The sequence below is a fragment of the Streptomyces sp. NBC_01471 genome, assembly GCF_041438865.1.
In the GTDB taxonomy this organism is placed as follows: Bacteria; Actinomycetota; Actinomycetes; order Streptomycetales; family Streptomycetaceae; genus Streptomyces.
The window spans coordinates 4,304,363-4,325,353 of sequence record NZ_CP109450.1 but is presented as its reverse complement, the minus strand read 5'-3'; the positions used below and the strand labels follow the sequence as shown (position 1 = coordinate 4,325,353).

Annotated in this window: 22 protein-coding genes and 1 tRNA gene; 12 read left to right on the top strand and 11 right to left on the bottom strand. The window is 70.2% G+C overall.

Annotation, left to right across the window (positions count from 1 at the left end):
* Positions 1-29 precede the first annotated feature (29 nt).
* The 6 genes from OG285_RS19215 (at position 30) to OG285_RS19190 (ending at position 4,338) form a co-directional block, all read left to right on the top strand.
* Positions 30-629, top strand: a complete 600-nt coding sequence (locus OG285_RS19215) for a TIGR03086 family metal-binding protein (protein ID WP_371791665.1) — start codon at positions 30-32, stop codon at positions 627-629.
* Between the two features lie 74 nt (positions 630-703).
* On the top strand, positions 704-964 hold the full coding sequence (locus tag OG285_RS19210; RefSeq protein WP_356827683.1) for a hypothetical protein: 261 nt from the start codon (positions 704-706) through the stop codon (positions 962-964).
* 15 nt (positions 965-979) lie between these two features.
* Entirely contained in the window at positions 980-1,954 is a 975-nt protein-coding gene (locus OG285_RS19205; RefSeq protein ID WP_371791664.1) for a hypothetical protein, read from the top strand.
* Positions 1,944-2,297, top strand: a complete 354-nt coding sequence (locus tag OG285_RS19200; protein ID WP_356827679.1) for a holo-ACP synthase — start codon at positions 1,944-1,946, stop codon at positions 2,295-2,297. The genes OG285_RS19205 and OG285_RS19200 overlap by 11 nt, the downstream gene beginning before the upstream one ends.
* Positions 2,294-2,746, top strand: a complete 453-nt coding sequence (locus OG285_RS19195; RefSeq protein ID WP_371791663.1) for an acyl-CoA thioesterase — start codon at positions 2,294-2,296, stop codon at positions 2,744-2,746. The genes OG285_RS19200 and OG285_RS19195 overlap by 4 nt, the downstream gene beginning before the upstream one ends.
* Positions 2,743-4,338 (top strand): AMP-binding protein, encoded by a 1,596-nt coding sequence (locus OG285_RS19190; protein WP_371791662.1) that lies wholly within the window; start codon positions 2,743-2,745, stop codon positions 4,336-4,338. Before OG285_RS19195 ends, OG285_RS19190 begins: the two co-directional genes overlap by 4 nt.
* A gap of 20 nt (positions 4,339-4,358) precedes the next feature.
* Here OG285_RS19190 and OG285_RS19185 read toward each other — a convergent pair.
* A tRNA-Thr gene (locus OG285_RS19185) sits at positions 4,359-4,432 on the bottom strand.
* 181 nt (positions 4,433-4,613) lie between these two features.
* Between OG285_RS19185 and OG285_RS19180 the strand changes: the two genes are divergently transcribed.
* From OG285_RS19180 to OG285_RS19170, 3 genes are all read left to right on the top strand, one after another.
* Complete coding sequence (locus OG285_RS19180; RefSeq protein WP_356827673.1) at positions 4,614-5,747, top strand: sn-glycerol-3-phosphate ABC transporter ATP-binding protein UgpC; 1,134 nt, start codon at positions 4,614-4,616, stop codon at positions 5,745-5,747.
* Positions 5,748-5,968: 221 nt separating this feature from the next.
* Positions 5,969-6,382 (top strand): hypothetical protein, encoded by a 414-nt coding sequence (locus tag OG285_RS19175; RefSeq protein ID WP_356827671.1) that lies wholly within the window; start codon positions 5,969-5,971, stop codon positions 6,380-6,382.
* 142 nt (positions 6,383-6,524) lie between these two features.
* Entirely contained in the window at positions 6,525-7,262 is a 738-nt protein-coding gene (locus OG285_RS19170) for a nucleotidyltransferase family protein (protein WP_356827669.1), read from the top strand.
* Positions 7,263-7,400: 138 nt separating this feature from the next.
* Here OG285_RS19170 and OG285_RS19165 read toward each other — a convergent pair whose 3' ends face one another.
* The 7 genes from OG285_RS19165 to OG285_RS19135 form a co-directional block, all read right to left on the bottom strand.
* A complete protein-coding gene (locus tag OG285_RS19165) occupies positions 7,401-9,047 on the bottom strand; it encodes a DoxX family membrane protein (RefSeq protein ID WP_371791661.1) in 1,647 nt (548 codons plus the stop codon).
* A 261-nt stretch (positions 9,048-9,308) separates the two neighbouring features.
* Positions 9,309-10,265: a 23S rRNA (guanosine(2251)-2'-O)-methyltransferase RlmB gene (rlmB, locus tag OG285_RS19160; protein WP_356827665.1), complete on the bottom strand. Its 957-nt coding sequence runs from the start codon at positions 10,263-10,265 to the stop codon at positions 9,309-9,311.
* Between the two features lie 72 nt (positions 10,266-10,337).
* Positions 10,338-11,738 carry a cysteine--tRNA ligase gene (gene cysS, locus OG285_RS19155; protein WP_356827663.1) on the bottom strand — a complete coding sequence of 467 codons (1,401 nt, stop codon included), beginning with the start codon at positions 11,736-11,738 and terminating at the stop codon, positions 10,338-10,340.
* Between the two features lie 155 nt (positions 11,739-11,893).
* On the bottom strand, positions 11,894-12,298 hold the full coding sequence (locus tag OG285_RS19150) for a PPOX class F420-dependent oxidoreductase (RefSeq protein WP_356827661.1): 405 nt from the start codon (positions 12,296-12,298) through the stop codon (positions 11,894-11,896).
* A gap of 179 nt (positions 12,299-12,477) precedes the next feature.
* Positions 12,478-12,948 carry a 2-C-methyl-D-erythritol 2,4-cyclodiphosphate synthase gene (gene ispF / locus OG285_RS19145; RefSeq protein WP_356828312.1) on the bottom strand — a complete coding sequence of 157 codons (471 nt, stop codon included), beginning with the start codon at positions 12,946-12,948 and terminating at the stop codon, positions 12,478-12,480.
* 55 nt (positions 12,949-13,003) lie between these two features.
* Positions 13,004-13,798 (bottom strand): 2-C-methyl-D-erythritol 4-phosphate cytidylyltransferase, encoded by a 795-nt coding sequence (gene ispD / locus OG285_RS19140; RefSeq protein WP_356827659.1) that lies wholly within the window; start codon positions 13,796-13,798, stop codon positions 13,004-13,006.
* Positions 13,799-14,153: 355 nt separating this feature from the next.
* Positions 14,154-14,636, bottom strand: coding sequence for a CarD family transcriptional regulator (locus OG285_RS19135; protein ID WP_006380568.1), 483 nt, complete (start codon positions 14,634-14,636; stop codon positions 14,154-14,156).
* Between the two features lie 610 nt (positions 14,637-15,246).
* On the opposite strand from OG285_RS19135, the gene OG285_RS19130 reads away from it, so the two are divergent.
* Positions 15,247-15,930: a DUF461 domain-containing protein gene (locus OG285_RS19130; RefSeq protein WP_356827657.1), complete on the top strand. Its 684-nt coding sequence runs from the start codon at positions 15,247-15,249 to the stop codon at positions 15,928-15,930.
* Between the two features lie 104 nt (positions 15,931-16,034).
* Here the strand turns inward: OG285_RS19130 and OG285_RS19125 are convergent, their stop codons facing one another.
* A complete protein-coding gene (locus tag OG285_RS19125) occupies positions 16,035-16,715 on the bottom strand; it encodes a response regulator transcription factor (protein WP_102918029.1) in 681 nt (226 codons plus the stop codon).
* Complete coding sequence (locus tag OG285_RS19120; protein WP_371791660.1) at positions 16,712-18,037, bottom strand: sensor histidine kinase; 1,326 nt, start codon at positions 18,035-18,037, stop codon at positions 16,712-16,714. The genes OG285_RS19125 and OG285_RS19120 overlap by 4 nt, the downstream gene beginning before the upstream one ends.
* A 269-nt stretch (positions 18,038-18,306) precedes the next feature.
* On the opposite strand from OG285_RS19120, the gene phoU reads away from it, so the two are divergent.
* A complete protein-coding gene (phoU, locus tag OG285_RS19115) occupies positions 18,307-18,987 on the top strand; it encodes a phosphate signaling complex protein PhoU (protein ID WP_164259765.1) in 681 nt (226 codons plus the stop codon).
* 98 nt (positions 18,988-19,085) lie between these two features.
* The gene (locus OG285_RS19110; protein WP_356827653.1) at positions 19,086-19,235 is read left to right on the top strand and encodes a hypothetical protein; all 150 of its coding nucleotides are present in this window, start codon (positions 19,086-19,088) and stop codon (positions 19,233-19,235) included.
* Positions 19,236-19,435: 200 nt separating this feature from the next.
* On the opposite strand, the gene OG285_RS19105 is transcribed toward OG285_RS19110, so the two are convergent.
* Positions 19,436-20,623, bottom strand: coding sequence for a PQQ-binding-like beta-propeller repeat protein (locus OG285_RS19105; RefSeq protein WP_371791659.1), 1,188 nt, complete (start codon positions 20,621-20,623; stop codon positions 19,436-19,438).
* Positions 20,624-20,991 lie beyond the last annotated feature (368 nt).

Genomic DNA, 20,991 nt, shown 5'->3' with positions numbered 1-20,991 from the left:
CCGGACAACCACTCCTCGAAAGGGTCCGCATGGATATCCGGAAGTTCGACCGGACGGCTGTGCTGGAGACCGTACGCATCCTGCAACGGGCGACTCCCGACGACTGGGAGTCGCCCACCCCCTGCGCCGGCTGGACACTCCGCCGGCTGGTGGGCCACATGGCGGGCCAGCACCACGGTTTCGCGGCGTCAGCGGGCGGCAGCGACGACCTCGCGGCGTGGCATCCGCTCGACCTCGGCGACGACCCGCTCCCGGTGTACCGCGCCGCAGCACTGGCCGCCATCGACGCGTTCGCCCCGCCAGAGGTGCTCACCCGGATGTTCAGCCTTCCGGAGATCAGTACCGCCGACCGGTTCCCGGCCTCGGTCGCGATCGGGTTCCACTTCCTGGACTACGTGGTCCACGGCTGGGACGTGGCCCGTACCCTCGGCCTCCCCTTCGAGCCGTCCGAGGAGATCGCGGACGCCGCGCTGGTGATCGCCCTGCGCGTCCCGGACGACGAGCGCAGGCTCGGGTCCGACCCGCTCTTCCGCCCGTCCCTGGCGACGGCTCCCGGAGCCGGGTCCCTGGACCTCGCACTGACCGCGCTGGGCAGGAACCCCGGCTGGTCCGCCCCGGCGCATTCCTAGGGCGTGTCCGCGAAGTCGCGCCCCAGCCACCGCCCCGACCGGAACCGACCCGACCCGACCCGACGGAGCCTCCCTTGCTCACCGAACTCAGAAGCCGGATCGCACACCGCCTGGGCCTGCCCCAGGAGGAGGTGTTCGCCGGACAGCCGCTGTCGGCCGTTCTGGCCGCCTCCCCTTCGGCGATCAACTCCATCGACCTGCTCGACGCGTTCGCCGGTGCGCTGGCGGACATCGGCGTCGAGGACGACGTGGAACTCCCGACGATGACGCTCCATCACACGGCGGAGGACGTCCTGGCGGCCCTGGGCAAGCAACTCGCTCCCCTCCCCTCCTGAACGGAAGGCGTGCCCGTGCTGATCATGACCGACATCGTCAAGGAGCTCCGCGCCGGAGCCACCATCAGTGATGTGCTGCGCGTCCAGCAGAGCTACCACGAACAGCGCCGGTGGGCGACGGACGCCCTCTTCGACGGCCGCCGGCTCTCGCGGCCGGCCCCCGCGGACAAGGCCGCGCTCTGGCACGCCGCCCGCGCCGAACTGACAACGCAGCCTGCCGGGATCCGGCTCGCCGTCGACGGGGTGAAGCTCGCCGCCGAGATCCGCGACTCCAACCCCCTGGGCAGCGACGTACTGCACGTCGCCGCAGCCTGGTCGGCCCGGTACTGGCTGGAGGAAGAGGCCCACCACGAAGTCGCGTTCGGCCGCCTCATGGAGATGGCGGACATCGACCCGGTCGACGAGGCCGAGGTCATCGAGCACCGCGGGTCCTTCCCCACGGACAACTACGCCCGCGTCTGCATCCTCCAGGCCTGCGTGGAGATCGAGGCCTGCGTGTCGTACGGATGGCAGTCCCGGACGACCGAGGACGGACTCGTCCGCGACGTGTTCCACACGATCATGAAGGACGAGGTGCAGCACCGGCAGTACTTCGCCTCCTTCGCCAAGGCGCTCGTCGAGACCGGTGTCTACCCGATCAAGGACGTCCTGTCGATGGCGTACACCTGGATCCGCCCCGACGGCGGCGAGACGTTCGGCCCGGCACGCGACGCCCAGACCGAGCGCGAGGGCTTCGTCAACTGGTGGGAGCGGACGCGCTCGGGTGACGGTGAGTTCAGCCTCGGCGACGACGCGCTGCACGAAGGGGCCGTCCACACACAGAAGGTGACCAGCGTGTTCGCCCTGGTGCGTGAAGTCACCGGCATCGAGACCCGATCCTACGAGGACCTCAAACGTGCCTACTTCGCCAGTCTCCGCACGAACGATGTCGACCGGATTCGATCTGCAGTCCGTGACGGAGCTGCGCGAGAAAGCGCACTTGCGCGCTAGCGCAGCGGTGTTCACCGCCGCGGAGCGCGCGCACTGCGCCTCCCGCCCCGACCCGGACGCGTCCCTGACCGGGCTGTTCTGTGCGAAGGAGGCCTTCATCAAGGCGCTCAGTTCGATGGGCGGTGCGCCCGCGGGCTCGTTCCCCCAGATCGAGGTCGTCCACGGCCCGGCCGGGCAGCCCCGGCTGCGCCTGCACGGAGCTGTCGCCGACTGGTGCCGGGAACGGAACATCCTTCCGGACCTGTCCATCAGCCACACCGGAGACCTGGCCGGCGCGGTGGTGGTGCTCCTCGCCCGGCCCACGACCGGTGAAGAGCGAGCCGGCGGTGAGCCGTCCACATGAGCCATCGGCCCACACCACCGGCACCACTGAAACCAGCGGGCCTGTCACACCCCTGTGAAGTCCAAGTCCCCCTGCGTCCGAACGACTTCGACTGGGCCGGGCACCTGAACAACAGCGTGTATCCGCAGCTCCTCGAAACCGGCCGCTGGGAATGGGGCCTGGCCCACGGTGCCGACCTGCGGCACAGCCCGCTGGTCGCGGTGGTGCTCAGACTCCAGCTGGACTATCTGCGGACGGTCGAGTGGGATCCGGTGGGACGCCTCGTCGTACGGACGTCGCTGGCGGACCGGTCCCCGTACAGCTTCACCCTGGCCCAGGACGTGGCGGAACCCGGCGGCACTCCCGTGGCCAGAGGGCTGGTCCGACTCGGGCTCGTCGACCGCCACACCAAACGCGTCCACCGGGCCGACCTCGAATCCCTGCTCGGCCCGACCGGGACGGTGGCATGATCGCCGCAACTCTGCGCGAGGCGCTCGCCGGTCAGGCGGACCGCCGGAACGCCACCGTGACCTTCGGTACCTCGGCCCGGCGGGAGAGCCTCGCCTACCCCGCCTTCGCCGAGCAGATCGCGGCGGCGGCAGGCGGCTTCGTACGACAGGGAGTGCGCCCGGGGGACCGGGTCCTGCTGCGGATCGGCAGCTCCCGGGAAGGAGTGCTGGCCCTCCTGGGACTCCTTCATCTCGGAGCCGTGCCCGTCTCCGTGAAGCCCCGTGTTCCGGGAGCGGCCGTCGAGCAGTACCTCGCCACCGTGATCCGGCAGCAGGGGGTCCGTCATGCCTTCCGGATGCCGGGGCGGGGTCTGAACGGACTCGATCTGGAGCTCTGCCCGGCGCGGGCCACCGGGCCCCCGCCCGGAGGACCGGAGGACCTCGCCTTCGTCCAGTACACGAGCGGATCCACCGGAACGCCCCGGCCCATCCCGCTGAGCCACCGCGCGGTACTCGGCAACATCGAGGCCATCTCGTCCGCAGCCGGGATGGAAGCGGGGGACGCCGGACTCATCGCCCTGCCGCTCCACCACGACATGGGGCTGATCGGAGTGCTGACCTCGCTCGTCCGGGGCCTGGACCTGGTGGTCGAGGAACCGGGAACGTTCCTCCGCAGGCCCCTGGCGGCCCTGCGCCTGGTGCAGTCGGCCGGGCGGGTCCACGGCGCCTTCCCCGACTTCATGCTCCGCTACCTGGCCGCGCGCATCTCGGAGGCGGCGGACAGGGAAGCGCCCGATCCCCGCCTGTTCCGGACGTGGCGCACCGTGTTCTGCGGCGCGGAGCCGATACGCCGGGAATCCGTCCGCACCTTCCTCGACGCCACGGCGCCGTGGGGCTTCGATCCCACGGCACTCGTCTTCTGTTACGGGCTCGCCGAAGCGGTCCTGATGGCCACGTCGCACCGGTTCGTGGACGACACGACGAGTTTCCGCACGGACGGGCCGGCAGCGGCCGCGTGTCTCGGCCGCCCTGCGCCGGGGCTGGCCCTGCGCGTCGTGGACGGAACCGGACGTGAGTGCGCAGCGGGGGAGGCCGGGTCCGTACACCTGCGCGGAGCCACCCTGTTCAACGGATACGACGGCGCCACGGACCACCGCACGCAGTGGTTCGACACGGGTGACCTGGGATATCTGCGGTCGGGACACCTCTACCTGAGTGGCCGCCGGGGCGACCGCATCTCCACCGGAGGCGTGAACCTGTTCGCCACGGACGTCGAGCACGTGGCGGGGGCGGAGCCAGGAGTCGCCGAGTGCGTGGTACTTCCGTACGGAGAGTCGTTCGCAGTCGTGGTGGTCCCCGAGCGCGGCAGGACGATCGACGCCGGAGCGATCGCGACCCGCATCACCACCGACTTCGCCACCGCCCCCGAAGCAGTACTGGAGGTCTCCCACAGCGCTGTGGTCCGCACGGCGAGCGGCAAACCCGCTCGCGGATACATGGCGGAGCAGCTGGAGAAGGGACAGCTCCGACCACACCGGCGGACCCACCGAACGGGCCACCTGCCACCCGCCCCCGAAGGCCAGGGCAACGGAAGAACCCCAGGTCACGACTAGCGAGACCTGGGGTTCCACAGAGCCCCCTATCGGATTCGAACCGATGACCTACGCATTACAAGTGCGTTGCTCTGGCCAGCTGAGCTAAGGAGGCGCGTCGCAGCATTCTAACCGCACCGCGAACGTGACCACGTCGGAAATTTGCCCGGCCCGGAACTACTGACAGACCGCAAACCGCCAGGTAGCGTCTCGGTGCAGTTCACCCGTGTGGACTACACCACTCACCTTTACTCGGATCGTCCGGCACGTTCCTGCCGGTGAAGGAGCGCACGCTCATGGCAACAGTCACGTTCGACAAGGCCACCCGGATATACCCCGGATCCACCAAGCCCGCCGTGGACGCGCTGGAGATCGACGTCGAGGACGGCGAGTTCCTCGTCCTCGTCGGTCCTTCCGGCTGCGGCAAGTCGACCTCCCTGCGCATGCTCGCGGGTCTTGAGGACGTCAACGGCGGCGCCATCCGCATCGGTGAGCGCGACGTCACGCACCTTCCGCCGAAGGACCGCGACATCGCGATGGTGTTCCAGAACTACGCGCTGTACCCGCACATGACCGTCGCGGACAACATGGGCTTCGCGCTCAAGATCGCCGGCATCAACAAGACCGAGATCCGCGCCAAGGTCGAAGAGGCCGCGAAGATCCTCGACCTCACCGAATACCTGGACCGCAAGCCGAAGGCGCTCTCCGGTGGTCAGCGCCAGCGTGTCGCGATGGGCCGCGCCATCGTCCGTGAGCCGCAGGTCTTCCTCATGGACGAGCCGCTGTCGAACCTCGACGCCAAGCTCCGCGTCTCGACCCGTACGCAGATCGCGTCGCTCCAGCGCCGCCTCGGCATCACCACCGTCTACGTCACCCACGACCAGGTCGAGGCCATGACCATGGGTGACCGCGTCGTGGTCCTGAAGGACGGCCTGCTCCAGCAGATCGACTCCCCGCGCAACATGTACGACCGCCCCAACAACCTCTTCGTCGCCGGCTTCATCGGCTCCCCCGCCATGAACCTGGTGGAGGTCCCGATCACCGACGGCGGCGTGAAGTTCGGCAACAGCGTCGTCCCCGTCTCCCGTGAGGCGCTCGCCGCCGCGGCCGACAAGGGTGACACCACGGTCACGGTCGGTGTCCGCCCGGAGCACTTCGAGGTCGTCGAGCACGACGAGGTCCCGAAGTCCCTCGCCAAGGACAGCGCCGACGCCCCGGCCGGCCTGGCCGTCGCCGTCAACGTCGTCGAGGAGCTCGGCGCCGACGGTTACGTCTACGGCTCCGCCGAGGTGAACGGCACGGACAAGGAGCTCGTGGTCCGCGTCAACGGCCGCAAGGTCCCGGACAAGGGCACCAAGCTCCACGTCGTCCCGCGCACCGGCGAGATCCACGTCTTCTCGACCTCGACCGGCGAGCGCCTCAGCGGCTGACGGTCCCGCAAGCGGCCGACGGCCCCCGCACCAGCATTCCGCGGCCCCGCTCTCCCTCACCTGGAGGCGCGGGGCCGCAGTGCGTTCGCCGGTAAACACCCCGGCAGAGCGGGCATTTCGCAGCGGTCCGTCAACACCTGATTCGAAAAGCAAACTCGAACCATCCCCCGCACGAGTGACTAAATGTCGCCAAATCATCACCGACCGCTACGCTCCACAGCGTGACCCACACAGCCCGCCGAATCGGCCGAACTCTCGCACTCGTCCTGCCCGTCGTCCTGGTTCTGTCCGGGACGCTCGCGGTCACCCGCGTCCCGTGGGCAGGCACCTCCAACGGCTCGCAGATGCTGACCGCCTCCACCAAGGAGGTGTCGGTGCGCGCCAAGACCCGTACCCCGCAGGACATTCTGCGCGACAAGCTCCTCGCCGAGCTCCAGGAGAAGGACCCGGGCACCGCGCTCACGCACCTCCAGCGCGAGGTCGAGAGCCGGCCGTCCCTGGCGAGCCACTGCATGTCGATCGCCCGCTCGCTGGGCCGTGCCGCCGTCGAGCGGTACGGGCCGACGCGCGCCCAGTCGTTCTCCCGCCCGGTCTGCGACACCTCCTTCGCGTACGGAGTCGCGCACCAGCACTGACAGCGGCAGTGGTGCCCAGCCGACGAGCACCGGCCTCCTGCCGGGCAGCGACGCCATGAGTCGTACGCACCGACGTCATGAGGTGCACCGGCCCTGCCGAGCACCGACGTCATGAGGCGCACCAGGTCGTAGGGTGCGCCTCATGACGACGACCGCTGATCCTCACGCACACGCGCTGCCCACGCAGGCCGTGGTTCTGGCGGGCGGCCAGGGCTCCCGGCTGCGCCCGTACACCGACGACCGTCCCAAGCCGATGGTCGAGATCCCGGGCACCGGCACGCCGATCATCGGCCATCAGCTGGCCTGGCTGGCATCCGAGGGTGTCACCGATGCCGTCATCTCCTGCGGCCATCTCGCCGAAGTGCTCCAGGAGTGGCTGGACTCAACGGAGTTGCCCCTGCGGGTCACGACCGTCGTCGAGTCCGAACCGCTCGGCCGCGGCGGCGGTCTCAAGTACGCCGCCGTGCATCTCCCCCACCCCGATCAGCCCTGGTACGCGACGAACGGCGACATCTGGACGCGCTTCTCACTGCGCGAGATGGCCGCCTTCCACGCCGAGCGCGATGCCGTCGCCACGCTCGCCCTCGCCCGTCCCCGGATCCCGTGGGGCGCGGTCGAGACGGACCAGTTCGGGCATGTGCTGGACTTCATCGAGTCGCCCCCGTCGCCGTACCTCATCAACGCGGGCGTCTATGTCTTCTCCGCGGGCTTCACGGCCCTTCTCCCGGACCTCGGCGACCACGAGCGGTCCACCTTCCCCCGGCTGGCCCGTGAGCGCAGGCTGGCCGGCTACCCGCTGCCGCACGGCGCGTACTGGCGGGCCATCGACACCGCCAAGGACCTGACCGAGGCGGCGAAGGAACTCGGCAGCCCTGCCTGAGCCTCCCCGCCACGGAACTGGACCGAACTGCACCCCGGCGCACCGCACACCTCAACATCCCCCGTGGGCACGGGTAAGGGGCGACCGCCCTTGCGGTCGCCCCTCACCCGTGCTCCTGCGTCTGCCCCGGTGCCTGCGTCAGCCGAGAAGGCCGCCGATCGGGTTCTTGTTGCTTCCCCCGCCGGACGAACTGCCGCCCTCGCCGCCGCCCGACGTGCCCGAACCGCCACCGGTGCTGCCCCCGCCGGTGCTCGTACCACCCGAGGCCGAGGGGCCCGCGCTGGTCGCCGCCGGGGGCGGCGGAACCTGCTGCTGCTGTTGCTGCCGCGACGGCTGCTGCTGGCCGGTGCCCTGGGTCTCGCTGGGCTGCTGCCGGCCCGTGGAGCCGACGGTCGCGCTCTCCCGGACCGTACCGGGCGTCGACGGCTTCGCCGACGGCCGTGCCGCGCCGCTCGCGGAGGGCTCGGGCGCCCTCGACGTGCGCTCCTGCGACGGGCTGCCCGATGCGCCGGGCTCCTGCGGCAGCGGCTGTCCCGGCAGCCGGTTGGTGGGATCGGTGTTCGGACCCGGTACGGTCACGACCTCGGCGGAGCGCACGGCACCGCCCAGCACCGCGCCGATGACCAGCGTCAGCCCCACGACCACCGAGGCGACGACGGCGCCGCGTCGCAGCACCCGCCGCCGCAGGTCCGCCAGTTCGGAGCGCGGGCCGAGCGTGCGCCAGGCCTCGCCCGCGAGACGGCTGTCGATCGAGTAGACCGGGGCGCCCGCGATGATCAGCGGCGACCAGGCGGCGAGGTAGATGATGTCCGGCGCGTCGTACACCGGGACGGTCCGCCAGCTGACCGTGACGACGAGCGCAGCGGAGAGCAGCGCGCCGAAGACGCCGGCGACCCGCTGCCAGAGTCCGAGTACGGTCAGCACCCCGACGACGACCTGCAGGAACGCGATGGTCAGCCCGGCGCCCACCGGATGCGACAGCGCGAAGTCGCGGAGCGGGCTCGCGAGGGCCCAAGGGTGCAGCGAGTGGAGCCACTTGACCATGGAGCCGCGCTCGCCGCCGTCGAAGTAGACGGGGTCGCAGAGCTTGCCCATGCCCGCGTACATCGAGATGAACCCGAGGAACACGCGGAGCGGGAGCAGCACCACGCCGAGGTTCATCCGGCGGTCGGGGTAGTAGGCGTGGCGGATGCCGTCGGAGCCGGACCGCCTGGGGTCCGTACGGTTCGCGTTGCCGTCGGGGCCGTAGCCGAGGCCGTCGTCGAACGCGCCGTCGACGTCGTTGCCGTCGGCGTCATCCGCGTACGCGCCGCCGGAGTAGCGCTCCTGCTCGTCGTACGCTCCGACGGCCTCGCGCATCCTGGGCAGCAACTGCGTGCCGGGGCTCTCTCCCCCGGGGCCGCCGCGCGGCGGTCCGTCCGCTCCGTCGACGCCGACACGGGGGATGACCTGGGTGGCTCCCGCGTCGTGGCCGGACGCGTAACCGACCTCCTGGACGCCGGAGTTCCGCACGGCCTGGAGAAGTCTGATGGCCCCGGTGTCGTCGGGGGCGGACTTCCCACTCCACACGACAGGCGCCCGGCGCCGCCCGCCCGCGCGGGAGGCCGCGGGGATCCTTGCCGTGTCCTTCGGGCCCGAACCGGCGGGCCGCAGAATCGAGTTCGGTGCGAGCTGCACCCGGAAGCTGGCGTGGTTGACGACGACCTGTGCGGGATCGCACGGCACCTTGACCATGCTCAGCGCGGGCAGGTCGTCGAACCCGGGTGTTCTGGTGTCCACGCTCATCTAACCGAGTGACACAGGTTTAGGACACTGCCTTGACACTCCGGATCTGTCCGCGACCCGTCAACAGGCGTTACCCGTAAGGCGAAGCGCCTCCCGGCGGCGTGTCCGGCGCGCCGCCCCGGCGTCCGGGCGCGGCGCCCCTACCAGCCACGACGACGGCGGCAACAGTGCCAACGGCAACAGCCCGGTGTGCGCCGCCCGTCAGGACGGACCTCGCACACCGGGCTGCGTTCTGCCCGTTCCCCGCTTCCGGTTGCCCGGTCAGGCGCGGCGGCGCGCCGCCTCGTACAGCACGATGCCCGCTGCCACACCCGCGTTCAGCGACTCCGCGCCGCCCGGCATCGGGATCCGCACCCGGTAGTCACAGGTCTCGCCGACAAGCCGGCCGAGGCCCTTGCCCTCGCTGCCGATGACGATGACGACCGGGCCGCCCAGCGCCTCCAGGTCCTGCACCTCGTGCTCGCCGTCCGCCGCCAGGCCGACGACCGTGATGCCGGCCTTCTGGTAGCCCTCCAGCGCCCGCGTCAGGTTGGTGACCCGGGAGACCGGTGTACGCGCGGCCGTGCCCGCGGACGACTTCCAGGCGCCCGCCGTCATCCCGGCCGCCCGGCGCTCCGGGACGACCACGCCGTGGCCGCCGAAGGCGGAGACGGAGCGGACGATCGCGCCGAGGTTCCGCGGGTCCGTCACACCGTCGAGGGCGACGATCAGCGGGTCCTCGTTGGCGTCGTACGCGGCGGAGGTGAGGTCCTCGGGGTGCGCGTACTCGTAAGGCGGGACCTGGAGGACGAGACCCTGGTGGTTCAGGCCGTTCGTCATCCGGTCCAGCTCCGGGCGCGGGGCCTCCATCAGGTTGATGTTGCCGCGCTGCCCGGCGAGCTGGAGCGCCTCGCGCACCCGCTCGTCGTTGTCGATGTACTGCTGGACGTACAGGGTCACCGCCGGGACGCCGTCACGCAGCGCCTCGTAGACCGGGTTGCGGCCGACGACCATCTCGGACGTGCCCTTGGCCCCGCCCCGGCGCGGCGCGGGGCGGCGGGCCGCGGCCTGCCGCGCCTGGGCGCCGGCGACGCGGTTCTTCTTGTGTCCCTTGCGTTCGGACGCGGGCGGCGTCGGCCCCTTCCCCTCCAGGCCGCGGCGTCGCTGGCCCCCGCTGCCGACCTGCGCGCCCTTCTTGTTGGACGTGCGGCGGTTCCTGCGCTGGCTGTTCCCGGCCATGACCTACCTGCTTCTCTGCTGCTCAGTACGTACTACGTATAGGAAAGTGTGCCGCGAACGGCGCCGGAGCGCTCACCGCGGGCCCAGGGTCCAGCGCGGACCGCTCGGCCCGTCCTCGATGACCAGCCCGGACTGCTGGAGCTGGTCGCGGATCGAGTCCGCGGTGGCCCAGTCCTTGCGGGACCTGGCCCCCTCGCGCTGTTCGAGTACGAGCCGCACGAGCGTGTCCACCGCCCCGTGCAGGTCCTCGCCGCGGTCCCCCTCGCCCGCCCACTGCTCGTCGAGCGGGTCGAGGCCGAGGACTCCGAGCATCGCCCGTACCTCGGCCAGTCTGGCGACGGCGGCTTCCTTGTCGTCGGCGGCCAGCGCGGAGTTGCCCTGGCGGACCGTGGTGTGCACGATCGCGAGCGCCTGCGGCACCCCCATGTCGTCGTCCATCGCCTCGGCGAAGGCGGGCGGCACCTCGGCGGCCGGGGCGACCGGTCCCCCGGCCTTCTCGATGACCCGCTGGACGAATCCCTCGATCCGGGCGAAGGCCGACTCGGCCTCGCGCAGTGCTTCCTCGCTGTACTCGATCATCGACCGGTAGTGCGGGGTTCCGAGGTAATAGCGCAGGACGATGGGGCGCCACTGCTTGACCATCTCGCTGACCAGCACGGAGTTGCCCAGCGACTTGGACATCTTCTCGCCGCTCATGGTGACCCAGGCGTTGTGCATCCAGTACGCCGCGAACTCGTCGCCGTACGCCTTGGACTGCGCGATCTCGTTCTCGTGGTGCGGGAAGATCAGGTCGATCCCGCCGCCGTGGATGTCGAAGGCGCGGCCCAGGTACTTGTGAGCCATCGCGGAGCACTCCAGGTGCCAGCCGGGCCTGCCGGGACCCCACGGGGTCTCCCAGGAGGGCTCGCCCGGCTTGACGGACTTCCACATGGCGAAGTCCCGCGGGTCGCGCTTGCCGGTCACACCGTCCTCGGCGGGCTGGCGCAGCCCGTCCAGGTCCTGGTTGGAGAGCTGGAGGTAGTCGTCGTACGAGCGCACGTCGAAGTAGACGTTGCCGTCGGCCTCGTAGGCGTGGCCGCGCTCGATCAGGACGCGCATCATCTCGATCATCTCGGTCATGTGACCGGTGGCACGCGGCTCGTAGGTGACCGGCAGGCAGCCGAGCACGTCGTATCCGGTGTTGAACGCGCGCTCGTTCTCGTAGCCGATCGCCCACCAGGGGCGGTTCTGCTCCGCCGCCTTCTTGATGATCTTGTCGTCGATGTCCGTGACGTTCCGGATGAACGTGACCTCGTAGCCGCGGTACGCGAACCAGCGGCGCATGATGTCGAAATTCAGCCCGGACCTGATGTGCCCGATGTGCGGGGCCGCCTGCACCGTGGCGCCACAGAGGTAGATCGAGACACAGCCCGCTGTGAGCGGAACGAAGTCGCGGATCTGCCGGGCGCTGGTGTCGTACAGACGAATAGTCACTACACCAGGGTAGTGGCCCCATACCAGTGCCCCATGACCCTTTGGCCGACGGGGCAGGGAAGTGTGACGCAACAGTGCCCCGGAGCGCCCGTCCGGCAGCCGGTGACCAGCCGCCGAACGGGAGCTCAGGCGGGCACTGCGGGGGAATCCGGCCCTCAGATGTTGCCGACGACCTTGCGCGGGGTGATCCGCACGACGACCCGGGTGGCGTCGTTGACGGAGTCCGGGTTGAACTCGGCGTACCGCTTGCCCTGGTACTTCAGCGCCAGCTTGTCGATCAGCTCCTGGCCGCCCTCGGTGGAGAGCGTCGCGCTGCCCCGGATCTCGGCGTACGAGTAGGGGGCGTCGGCGGGCTGCACCAGCACGGTGACCCGGGGGTCGCGGCGCAGGTTCTTCTCCTTGCGGCGGTCGACCGTCGTCGAGAACAGGACATCGTCGCCGTCGCGCGCCACCCAGACCGGGCTCACCTGGGGGCTGCCGTCGGGCTGGATGGTGGCGATGTTGACGAAGACGGGGCTGTCGAGGAGTTCCTTGAGCTTGTCACTGAGTGCGGCAGACACGGGCTTGGCCTCCGGGTTGCTGAACAGGGTGCGGAACAGTCGTCGTACGGGCGTCGCGCCCCCATCCCTACCCCAAACAGCGCGGCTCTGTCCCGGCTTCCCCGCCGCGCCGCGCGGATACGGGCGGCCCTGCGTGCTTGCGTACGGACCAACCGTCGTCACGTACGGACCAACCGTCTTCACATACGGACCACCAGTGCCGTCGCGATGGCCGCCAGCCCTTCGCCGCGGCCGGTGAAGCCGAGCCCGTCGCTGGTGGCAGCGGAGACCGAGACAGGAGCGCCGACAGCGCCCGAGAGGACCCGCTGCGCCTCGTCCCTGCGCTTGCCGATCTTCGGCCGGCCGCCGACCACCTGGACGGCCACATTGCCGATGGCGAACCCCTCGGCGCGGACGATCCTGGCGGCCTCGGTGAGCAGGGTGAGCCCGGAGGCCCCGGACCACTCGGGGCGGCCGGTGCCGAAGTGGGCGCCGAGGTCGCCGATCCCGGCGGCCGAGAAGAGCGCGTTGCAGGCGGCGTGGGCGACCACGTCCGCATCGGAGTGCCCGGCGAGCCCGGGGCCCTCGCCCTCCCAGCGGAGGCCGGCGCACCAGAGCTCGCGGCCCTCCTCGAAGGCGTGGATGTCGGTCCCGATACCGACCTGCGGCATCACCACCGACGGCTGCTGGGCGTGGTCGGGCTGGGCGTGGTCGGGCTGGGCGTGGTCAGAAGCCACTGTTGATCCTCCTGCGGGCGAGAACCGCCTCGGCCAGGACCAGGTCCAGCGGCCTGGTCACCTTGAACGCCTCTTCGTGTCCGGGGACCACCACGACCCGCACCCCGAGCTGCTCGACCATGCTCGCGTCGTCGGTGACGTCGTGGGTGACCGTGGCGTGCGCGCGGGCGAGCAGCGCACGGTCGAAACCCTGCGGGGTCTGTACGGCGCGGAGCAGGGCCCGCTCCGGGGTGGCGACGACCGGTTCGGGGCCGCCATCGGTCCGCGGCTCGACCTGTTTGACGGTGTCGGCGAGCGGCAGGGCGGGAACGACCGCGGGTGCACCGTTCCGTACCGCCGCGATCACCGCGTCCACGGTGTCGACGGGCACCAGCGGGCGGGCCGCGTCGTGCACCAGCACCGCGGTGACGCTCTCGGGGAGTACGCCGATCCCGAGGCGGACGGACTCCTGGCGGGTGTCACCGCCGGGTACGACCAGGAGTTCGGTGCCCGGGGGGCAGGAGTGCCCGTTCAGCAGGGCCTCGACCTCCGCCGCCCCGTCCGGCGGGGCCACGACGACCACGAGGGAGACCGCGCGTGATCCGGCCATCGCCCGTACGGCGTGGACCAGCATCGGGGTTCCGTTGAGGGTGCGGAGCGCCTTGGGGGCTCCGGGCCCGAGCCGGACACCGCGGCCCGCGGCAGGGATCACCGCGGCGGTGGTGTGGCCGGATCCGGCCGGAGCGGCGGCTCGGGATCCGGCGGTGGAGCTGCTGGGGGACGGGGTCCCGGGCTCGTCTGACATCGGTTGCGCGTTCAGGGTTTGTGTCCTCAGCCGACATGGGTATGGCCTGGGAGTGCCGGGCGCGACGCCCTGACCGGCCCCTTCCGTGACGACTGGTCGAGTCGGCATCCCGGGCCCGGCACACCACGTACCGATCAAGGTACTGCTCACGCAGCATCGCTCCATGAAAAACAGGCGAACAGCAGACCCGTCCGAAGCCGCGGAGAGCATGAGACCGTGGCGGAAGAGCTGCGCGAGAAAACAACATGCCGTAGTGCCCGACGACACATGGACTGATCCATGTGGTCAGCGGGCACCACGGCATTCAAAGCGTCAAGCAGTAAAACGAGTCAAGCGGTCTAGCGGGTCAAGCAATTCAGGACGCGAGGACCTCGTCGAGCAGAGCCTCGGCCTTGTCTTCGTTGGTGTTCTCCGCGAGAGCGAGCTCGCTCACCAGAATCTGGCGGGCCTTGGCGAGCATGCGCTTCTCACCAGCGGAAAGTCCGCGCTCACGCTCACGACGCCACAGGTCACGGACCACTTCGGCCACCTTGATGACGTCGCCGGAGGCGAGCTTCTCAAGATTCGCCTTGTAGCGACGGGACCAGTTCGTGGGCTCTTCGGCATACGGTGCACGAAGCACCTCGAAGACCCGGTCCAGTCCTTCCTGACCAACCACGTCACGCACGCCTACGAACTCCGCATTGTCCGCCGGCACACGAACAGTCAAGTCGCCCTGGGCGACCTTGAGCACCAAGTAGGTCTTGTCCACGCCTTTGATCTGGCGAGTTTCGATAGCCTCGATCAGCGCGGCCCCGTGATGGGGATAGACCACGGTGTCGCCAACCTTGAACGTCATGTGACAGGTACCCCTTCCGTGGCTATCCAGTCTAACACGAGAACGGCTTCTTCTGAATGACGTTTTCGCAGGTCAGGGCATATCTCGGGGCTTGACAACAGCAACACGAACGTGCTGCGGAGAGCTCCCCCGGGACGGTATTCGCAGGTCGGAGCGGCTCTGCGCACGGAGAGAAACGCAGGCGCCACAGGGATCCGAAGCCTTCCCACAGGCGGCTAACGTCCCGATTTGCCGCATTCGAAACGGTGAACTTCGCGACCCCAGTTCGGATGTCGATCACCCATACGGACGCAATCGGAAATTGATCACTGTGCGCCGGAAGAGGGTTTTCCGTAAGGAATACGTGGTGGCCGAGAGCGGCAGAGGGAATTGATCACTCGCGATATGTGAACGGCGTACGAAGGCATGCGCACGAAGCCATACGTGGGAGCCGTGAGAGCGGGCGCCCCGAAGGCATCCGTCAGGTACCGGTACCGGCCGCGGGGCGGGTCGGGTGCGGGGCCGTGACGACGGCTCGGTAACCTGAGGCCGCTGACACACCCTTAGGGAGGCTTTACCCCTCCCGACCCCCTGTCCGTCCTGTCCGTACGTCCTAGGAGAAGCCGCCGCCGTGAGCAGCAGCCTTCGACGCGGCGTCCTCGCCGCTTCTGCCATCGTGGTCTCGATCGCCGCCCTGTCCGCCTGTGGTGCGGGCAACAACGCGGCGACGATCGAGGTCAAGCCGGACAACGCCGCTACGTCGGTCGGTGTCATCAGGGTCCAGAACGCGACGGTGATCACCCAGCCGAAGGCCACGGTCAAGGGCCCCGCCGTCATCTCGGCGACCCTCTTCAACAACGGTGACACGAACCAGACGCTCCAGGACGTCAAGCTCGCGGGCTCCAGCTCCACCGTGAAGCTCACCCCGGCCAAGGGCAAGGGTCCGATCTCGGTGCCCGCGCACGGCTCGGTCATCATCGGCGGCAAGAACAACGCCGCCGCCGTGCTCGCCGACGGCCGCTCGGCAGCCGCCGACGGCTCCACGCAGGACCTGGTCTTCCAGTTCAGCGAGACCGGCCGGGTGGCGCTCAACGCGCTCGTCGTCCCGGCCACCAGCTACTTCCACGGCTTCGGCCCGAGCAGCCTGCCCGCGGTGCCCTCGTCCCCCGCGGGGACGCCCTCGGGTTCGGCGACACCGGGCGGCAAGGCGACTCCGGGCGGCACCGCGACCCCCGGCGGCAAGACGACCCCGAGCGGCAGGGCGACCCCGGGTGGGAACGCGACGCCCAGCGGCAACGGGACGCCCAGCAGCTGAACCGCGAGCGAGCGCGCAGAGCGCCCGCAGCGCGTACGGAGGTGCCCCGCCGGGCAGCAAGATTCCGGCGGGGCACCTCCGTATGCGCGTACGTACGGGTCGGCTTACGGCTCGAACTTGTAGCCCAGGCCCCGGACCGTCACCAGATACCGGGGCGCGCCCGGGTCCGGCTCGATCTTGGCGCGCAGCCGCTTCACGTGGACGTCGAGGGTCTTGGTGTCCCCGACGTAGTCCGCGCCCCAGACCCGGTCGATCAGCTGCATCCGGGTCAGCACCCGGCCCGCGTTCCTGAGCAGCATCTCCAGCAGGTCGAACTCCTTGAGCGGCAGGTCGACCTTGGCGCCGGAGACCGTCACGACATGGCGGTCCACGTCCATCCGGACCGGGCCGGCCTCCAGCGCCGCCGGGGAGACCTCCTCGGGTTCCCCGCGGCGGCGCAGCACCGCGCGGATACGGGCGACCAGCTCCCGTGACGAGAAGGGCTTGGTGACGTAGTCATCGGCTCCTATTTCCAGGCCGACCACCTTGTCGATCTCGCTGTCCTTGGCGGTCACCATGATCACCGGGACGTTGGAGCGGCCGCGCAGCTGGCGGCACACCTCGGTGCCGGGCAGTCCCGGCAGCATCAGGTCGAGCAGTACGAGGTCGGCGCCGTTGCGCTCGAATTCGTCGAGTCCGTCGGGGCCCGTGGCCGCGATGGCGACCTCGAACCCTTCCTTGCGGAGCATGTAGGACAGGGCGTCGCTGAAGGATTCCTCATCCTCGACGACAAGCACTCGGGTCACGGAAGGACCTCCGGGGCAGGAATGGGTTCAGAGGACAGGAAGGTCGCGAAGGGCTGGTCGTCGTCATCGCCGACAGCGTCAGTGGGATCAGCGGGAGCGGTGTGGCCAGTGTGGCCGGTGGGGCTCTCCGGGGCGGGCGCCGGATCTGTGCGGCGGCCGCGGCGATCGCGTACGGAACCGGCTTCCGGCAGCCGCAGGGTGAAGGTGGAGCCCTGGCCCTCCGAGCTCCACACCGTGACCTCCCCGCCGTGCGAGGCGGCCACGTGTTTGACGATGGCGAGGCCCAGGCCCGTGCCGCCGGTGGCGCGCGAGCGGGCCGGGTCGACACGGTAGAAGCGCTCGAAGATCCGCTCGCGGTCCTTCTCGGTGATACCGAGCCCCTGGTCGGTGACGGCGATCTCGATGAGGTCACCGCCGGGAGCGGAGGTGCGGCGGGCCGCGATGCCGACGCGGGTGCGGGCCGGTGAGTAGTTCACCGCGTTCTCCACGAGGTTTCCCAGCGCGGCGGCGAGCTGGGAGCGGTTGCCCCAGACGTGGAGGTCGGCCGTGCCGCCGGCCGCCATGGTGATCTGCTTGGTGCCCGCCTGGTGGCGGCAGCGGTCGATGGCCTCGGCGACCAGGACATCGACCCGGACCGGCTCGGCGTCTTCGAGCGGGTCGTCGTTCTGGACCCGGGAGAGGTCGATCAGCTCCTGGACCAGATTGGTGAGCCGGGTCGCCTCTATCTGCATCCGGCCCGCGAAACGGGTGACCGCCTCCGGGTCGTCCGACGCGCCCATGACCGCCTCGGAGAGCAGCGAGAGCGCCCCGACCGGGGTCTTCAGCTCATGGCTGACGTTGGCCACGAAGTCACGCCGTACGGCTTCGATGCGCCGGGCCTCGGTGAGGTCCTCGACGAGCAGCAGCACCAGCCGGGAGCCCAGCGGCGCCACCCGGGCCGAGACCGCGAGCGCCTCGCCGCGGCCGGTGCCCCGGCGGGGAAGGTCGAGCTCGACCTGTCGTATCTCCCCGTCGCGCCGGGTGTCCCGGGCCATGTGCAGCATGGGCTCCACGGCCAGCTTCCCGCCCCTGACCAGGCCCAGGGCGTACGCGGCCGAGCTGGCCTTGACCACCGAGTCGCTCTCGTCGAGCACCACGGCGGATGAGCTGAGCACGGAGAGAACTGTGTCCACGCCGGGTGGCAGCACGTCGTCGGTGTGCAGGGAGGTCCGGGTGGGGCGGGCCAGTTCGCGCTCGCTCCAGCGGAACGCCAGCACGCCGATGACACCGGTGCACAGCCCGGCGATCGCGCTTGCTGCGGCGACCGCCGCGTTCACGTCCATGTGTCCAGGTTATGCGGCTCCACCGACACATCCCCAGCCAAACGGGGACCTGCTCGAACGTTCGTCGCCCAGAGTTCACCGAGGGGATAGGGCCGGTTCACTTGGGATGACGGAAACGGACGCGTGGCACACCGACCGTGGAGGCGCGGAGGCGGGACACACCTGTCGGGCCGTACCGGCCGAAAGATCGGCCGTACAGGAGCAGCCGTACAGGCCGGCAGTACAGACCGGCCAGCCGTACAGACCAGCCGTACAAGAGAGGGACTCCCATGCGGGACGCGTACCACGAGGAACTGGACTCGATCGGCGAGGGCCTGGTCGAGATGGCCCGGCTCGTCGGTTCGGCGATCGGCCGGGCCACGACCGCGATGCTGGACGCCGATCTGAAGCTCGCCGAGAGTGTGATCGCCGCCGACCAGAAGGTCGACGATCTCCAGCACGACCTGGAGGCGCGGGCCATCGCCCTGCTGGCCAGGCAGCAGCCCGTCGCCACCGATCTGCGCATCGTGGTCACCTCGCTGCGGATGAGCGCCGACCTGGAGCGCTCGGGCGACCTCGCCCAGCACGTGGCGAAGCTCACCCGGCTCCGCTACCCGGACCGGGCCGTTCCGCATGATCTGCACGCCACGATCCTGGAGATGGGACAGCTCGCGCAGCGGCTGATGGCGAAGGCGGCCGAGGTCATCATCACGATGGACGTCGACCTGGCCCTCCAGCTGGAGACGGACGACGACGAGATGGACCTGCTGCACCGGACGCTCTTCCAGCACCTGATGGACGACCGGTGGAAGCACGGCATCGAGACGGCGGTCGACGTGACGCTCCTCGGCCGCTACTACGAGCGGTTCGCCGACCATGCGGTGTCGGTGGCCAAGCGGGTGGTCTATCTGGTGACCGGCGAGCACGCCGACGAGATCCAGTCCGCTCCGGCGCAGGTCGAGGGGGCGTGAACGGCGCGCTTGCGCGCATGCGCCGTTGATGCGCCCCACCTGGGTGGGTATGGGATGGCGGAACCAGTACGTCCTCGCACGCCGAGCAGGAGGAAATCATGGCCGATTCCCCCGTCACCGACCCCGAGCAGCAAGCCCCCGTCGAAGTGCACCATCTGCGCGTTCTCGGCGCCTGCGGCTGCGGCTCGGGCTGCGGCTGCGGCTGCCAGTCCGGCGCTCCGTGCCAGTGCGGCGGCTGCCAGGGCTGACGCGGACCGTTCCGTACGCCTGCGAGGGCCCCGCGCCACGCCACCGGCTCCGACTCCGGTGACGTGGGGCGGGGTCCCGCTGTCGGCCCGGGAGAAGACCCGGCTCGCCCCCGTTCGTCGCGGGAGGCGGGACGCAGGACACGAAGAACGCAGGCCGGGGCCGGAGGGTGACCACCGGGACCGGCGGCCACGCCCGTCACTCACTTCCCGTACGCCACCAGCAGGTTGGTGGCCGGAACCACCACGAGCCCGCCGCCCGCACCGAGACCGGCCAGCGGCTGGGACACGTTGTGCTCGTCGGGCTCGTTGATCGGCGCGCCGACATCGGTGGACCAGACGGACTGACCGGTGGCGCCGTTGAGCGCCCACAGCCGGCCGGTCCGGGAGCCGACGTAGACGTAGCCGTTGACGACGATCGGCGCCGTGCTGATCCGGCCGTCGCCCTCGAACGTCCAGCGAGGCGCCAGGGTGCGGCTGTGCCGTTCCTGGAGGACACCGCCATCGACGAAGTAGCCCTGGTGGCCGTCGAAGGCCGGTGCCGGCGACCCGCTGGCTGCCTCGTACGTGCCGCGGACCTTCCCGTCGGCGGCGTTGAGGACCGATGGGGTCATCCCGGCGTCGTCGCGGATCCAGACACCGCCGTCGGCAACAACAGGGGTACGTCCCCCGCCGCCGGAGCACTCCGTCTCGTGGTGCCAGACCGGGTTGCCCGACTTGGGGGCGAAGGCGTACGTCTGCTCGCAGGCGTACGAGACGTAGACCCCGTCGGCCGTGACGGCAGGCGAACTGTTGTCCCCGTTCGCGACAGGCTGTGTCCAGAGCATCGAACCGCTGGCGGCGTCCACCGCGTACAGGGTGCCGCCCGAGCCGGCGCCGCCCGTGTACACGATGCCGCCCGCGAAAGTGGGGGGCGAGGTGAAGGAGTACTGACCGGGCAGCGTGACGTGCCAGATCTCCTTCCCGGTGGCCGGGTCGAACGCGGTCAGCACGCCGTCGTAGTTCTGCGCGTACAGCCGACCGCCCCCGTAGGCGAGCGCGGACCACCGGAAGGTGCCGCCGAGGTCAATGGGCTTCCAGGCATCGTTGCCCGAGTCCGCGTCCATGCCGTACAGAGTGGTGCCGTACCCGTCCGGCGAGACAGCGGTGGCGAAGACCCGCCCGTCGGCCACGACGGGATAGGAGACGCTCCCACCCAGGTCGCGGGACCACTTCTGGCTGAGGGGCGGAGCGCCCACCGCGGTATCGACCATGCTGCCGTTGTGCCGTGCGTTGAGCTGGTAGGTGGTGGAGACTCCGGTCTGTGTCGGTTGTGCGCCGGCCGGCGTCACGAGTACGGCAACCGACAGTGCGGCACCGAGCAGGACCGCGGTGGTTCTTCGGCGTTTCACTCAGACATCCCCCTCATCCGGCACCGCCGTGGCGATGCGCGCAGGCCGGACCAGCCCCAGGTTCGGCGGCCCGTTTCCATGCGCCATTGTCTTACTCGGATGCCACAACCGCCTTCTTTTTCTTCCCAGTTGGAGAACTTCGCGACCCTGTTCCGTGAACCTGAGCGGGGCTCCCGCCGCCCCACGACCACCCCTGACGCCCCGCCGCCCGGGCTCAGCGCACCAAAAAGCCCCCTGCCCGCGGAGTCTCCGTGGGGCGGGGGGGGCTTTCTGCTGGGCGCTGGGGTGTGGTTGTGGGTGTGGGTGTGGGGCCCTCAGGCTTGAGAGCGTCGGGGCTCCCCTCCACTCCCACCCGGCCGTCAACCCGG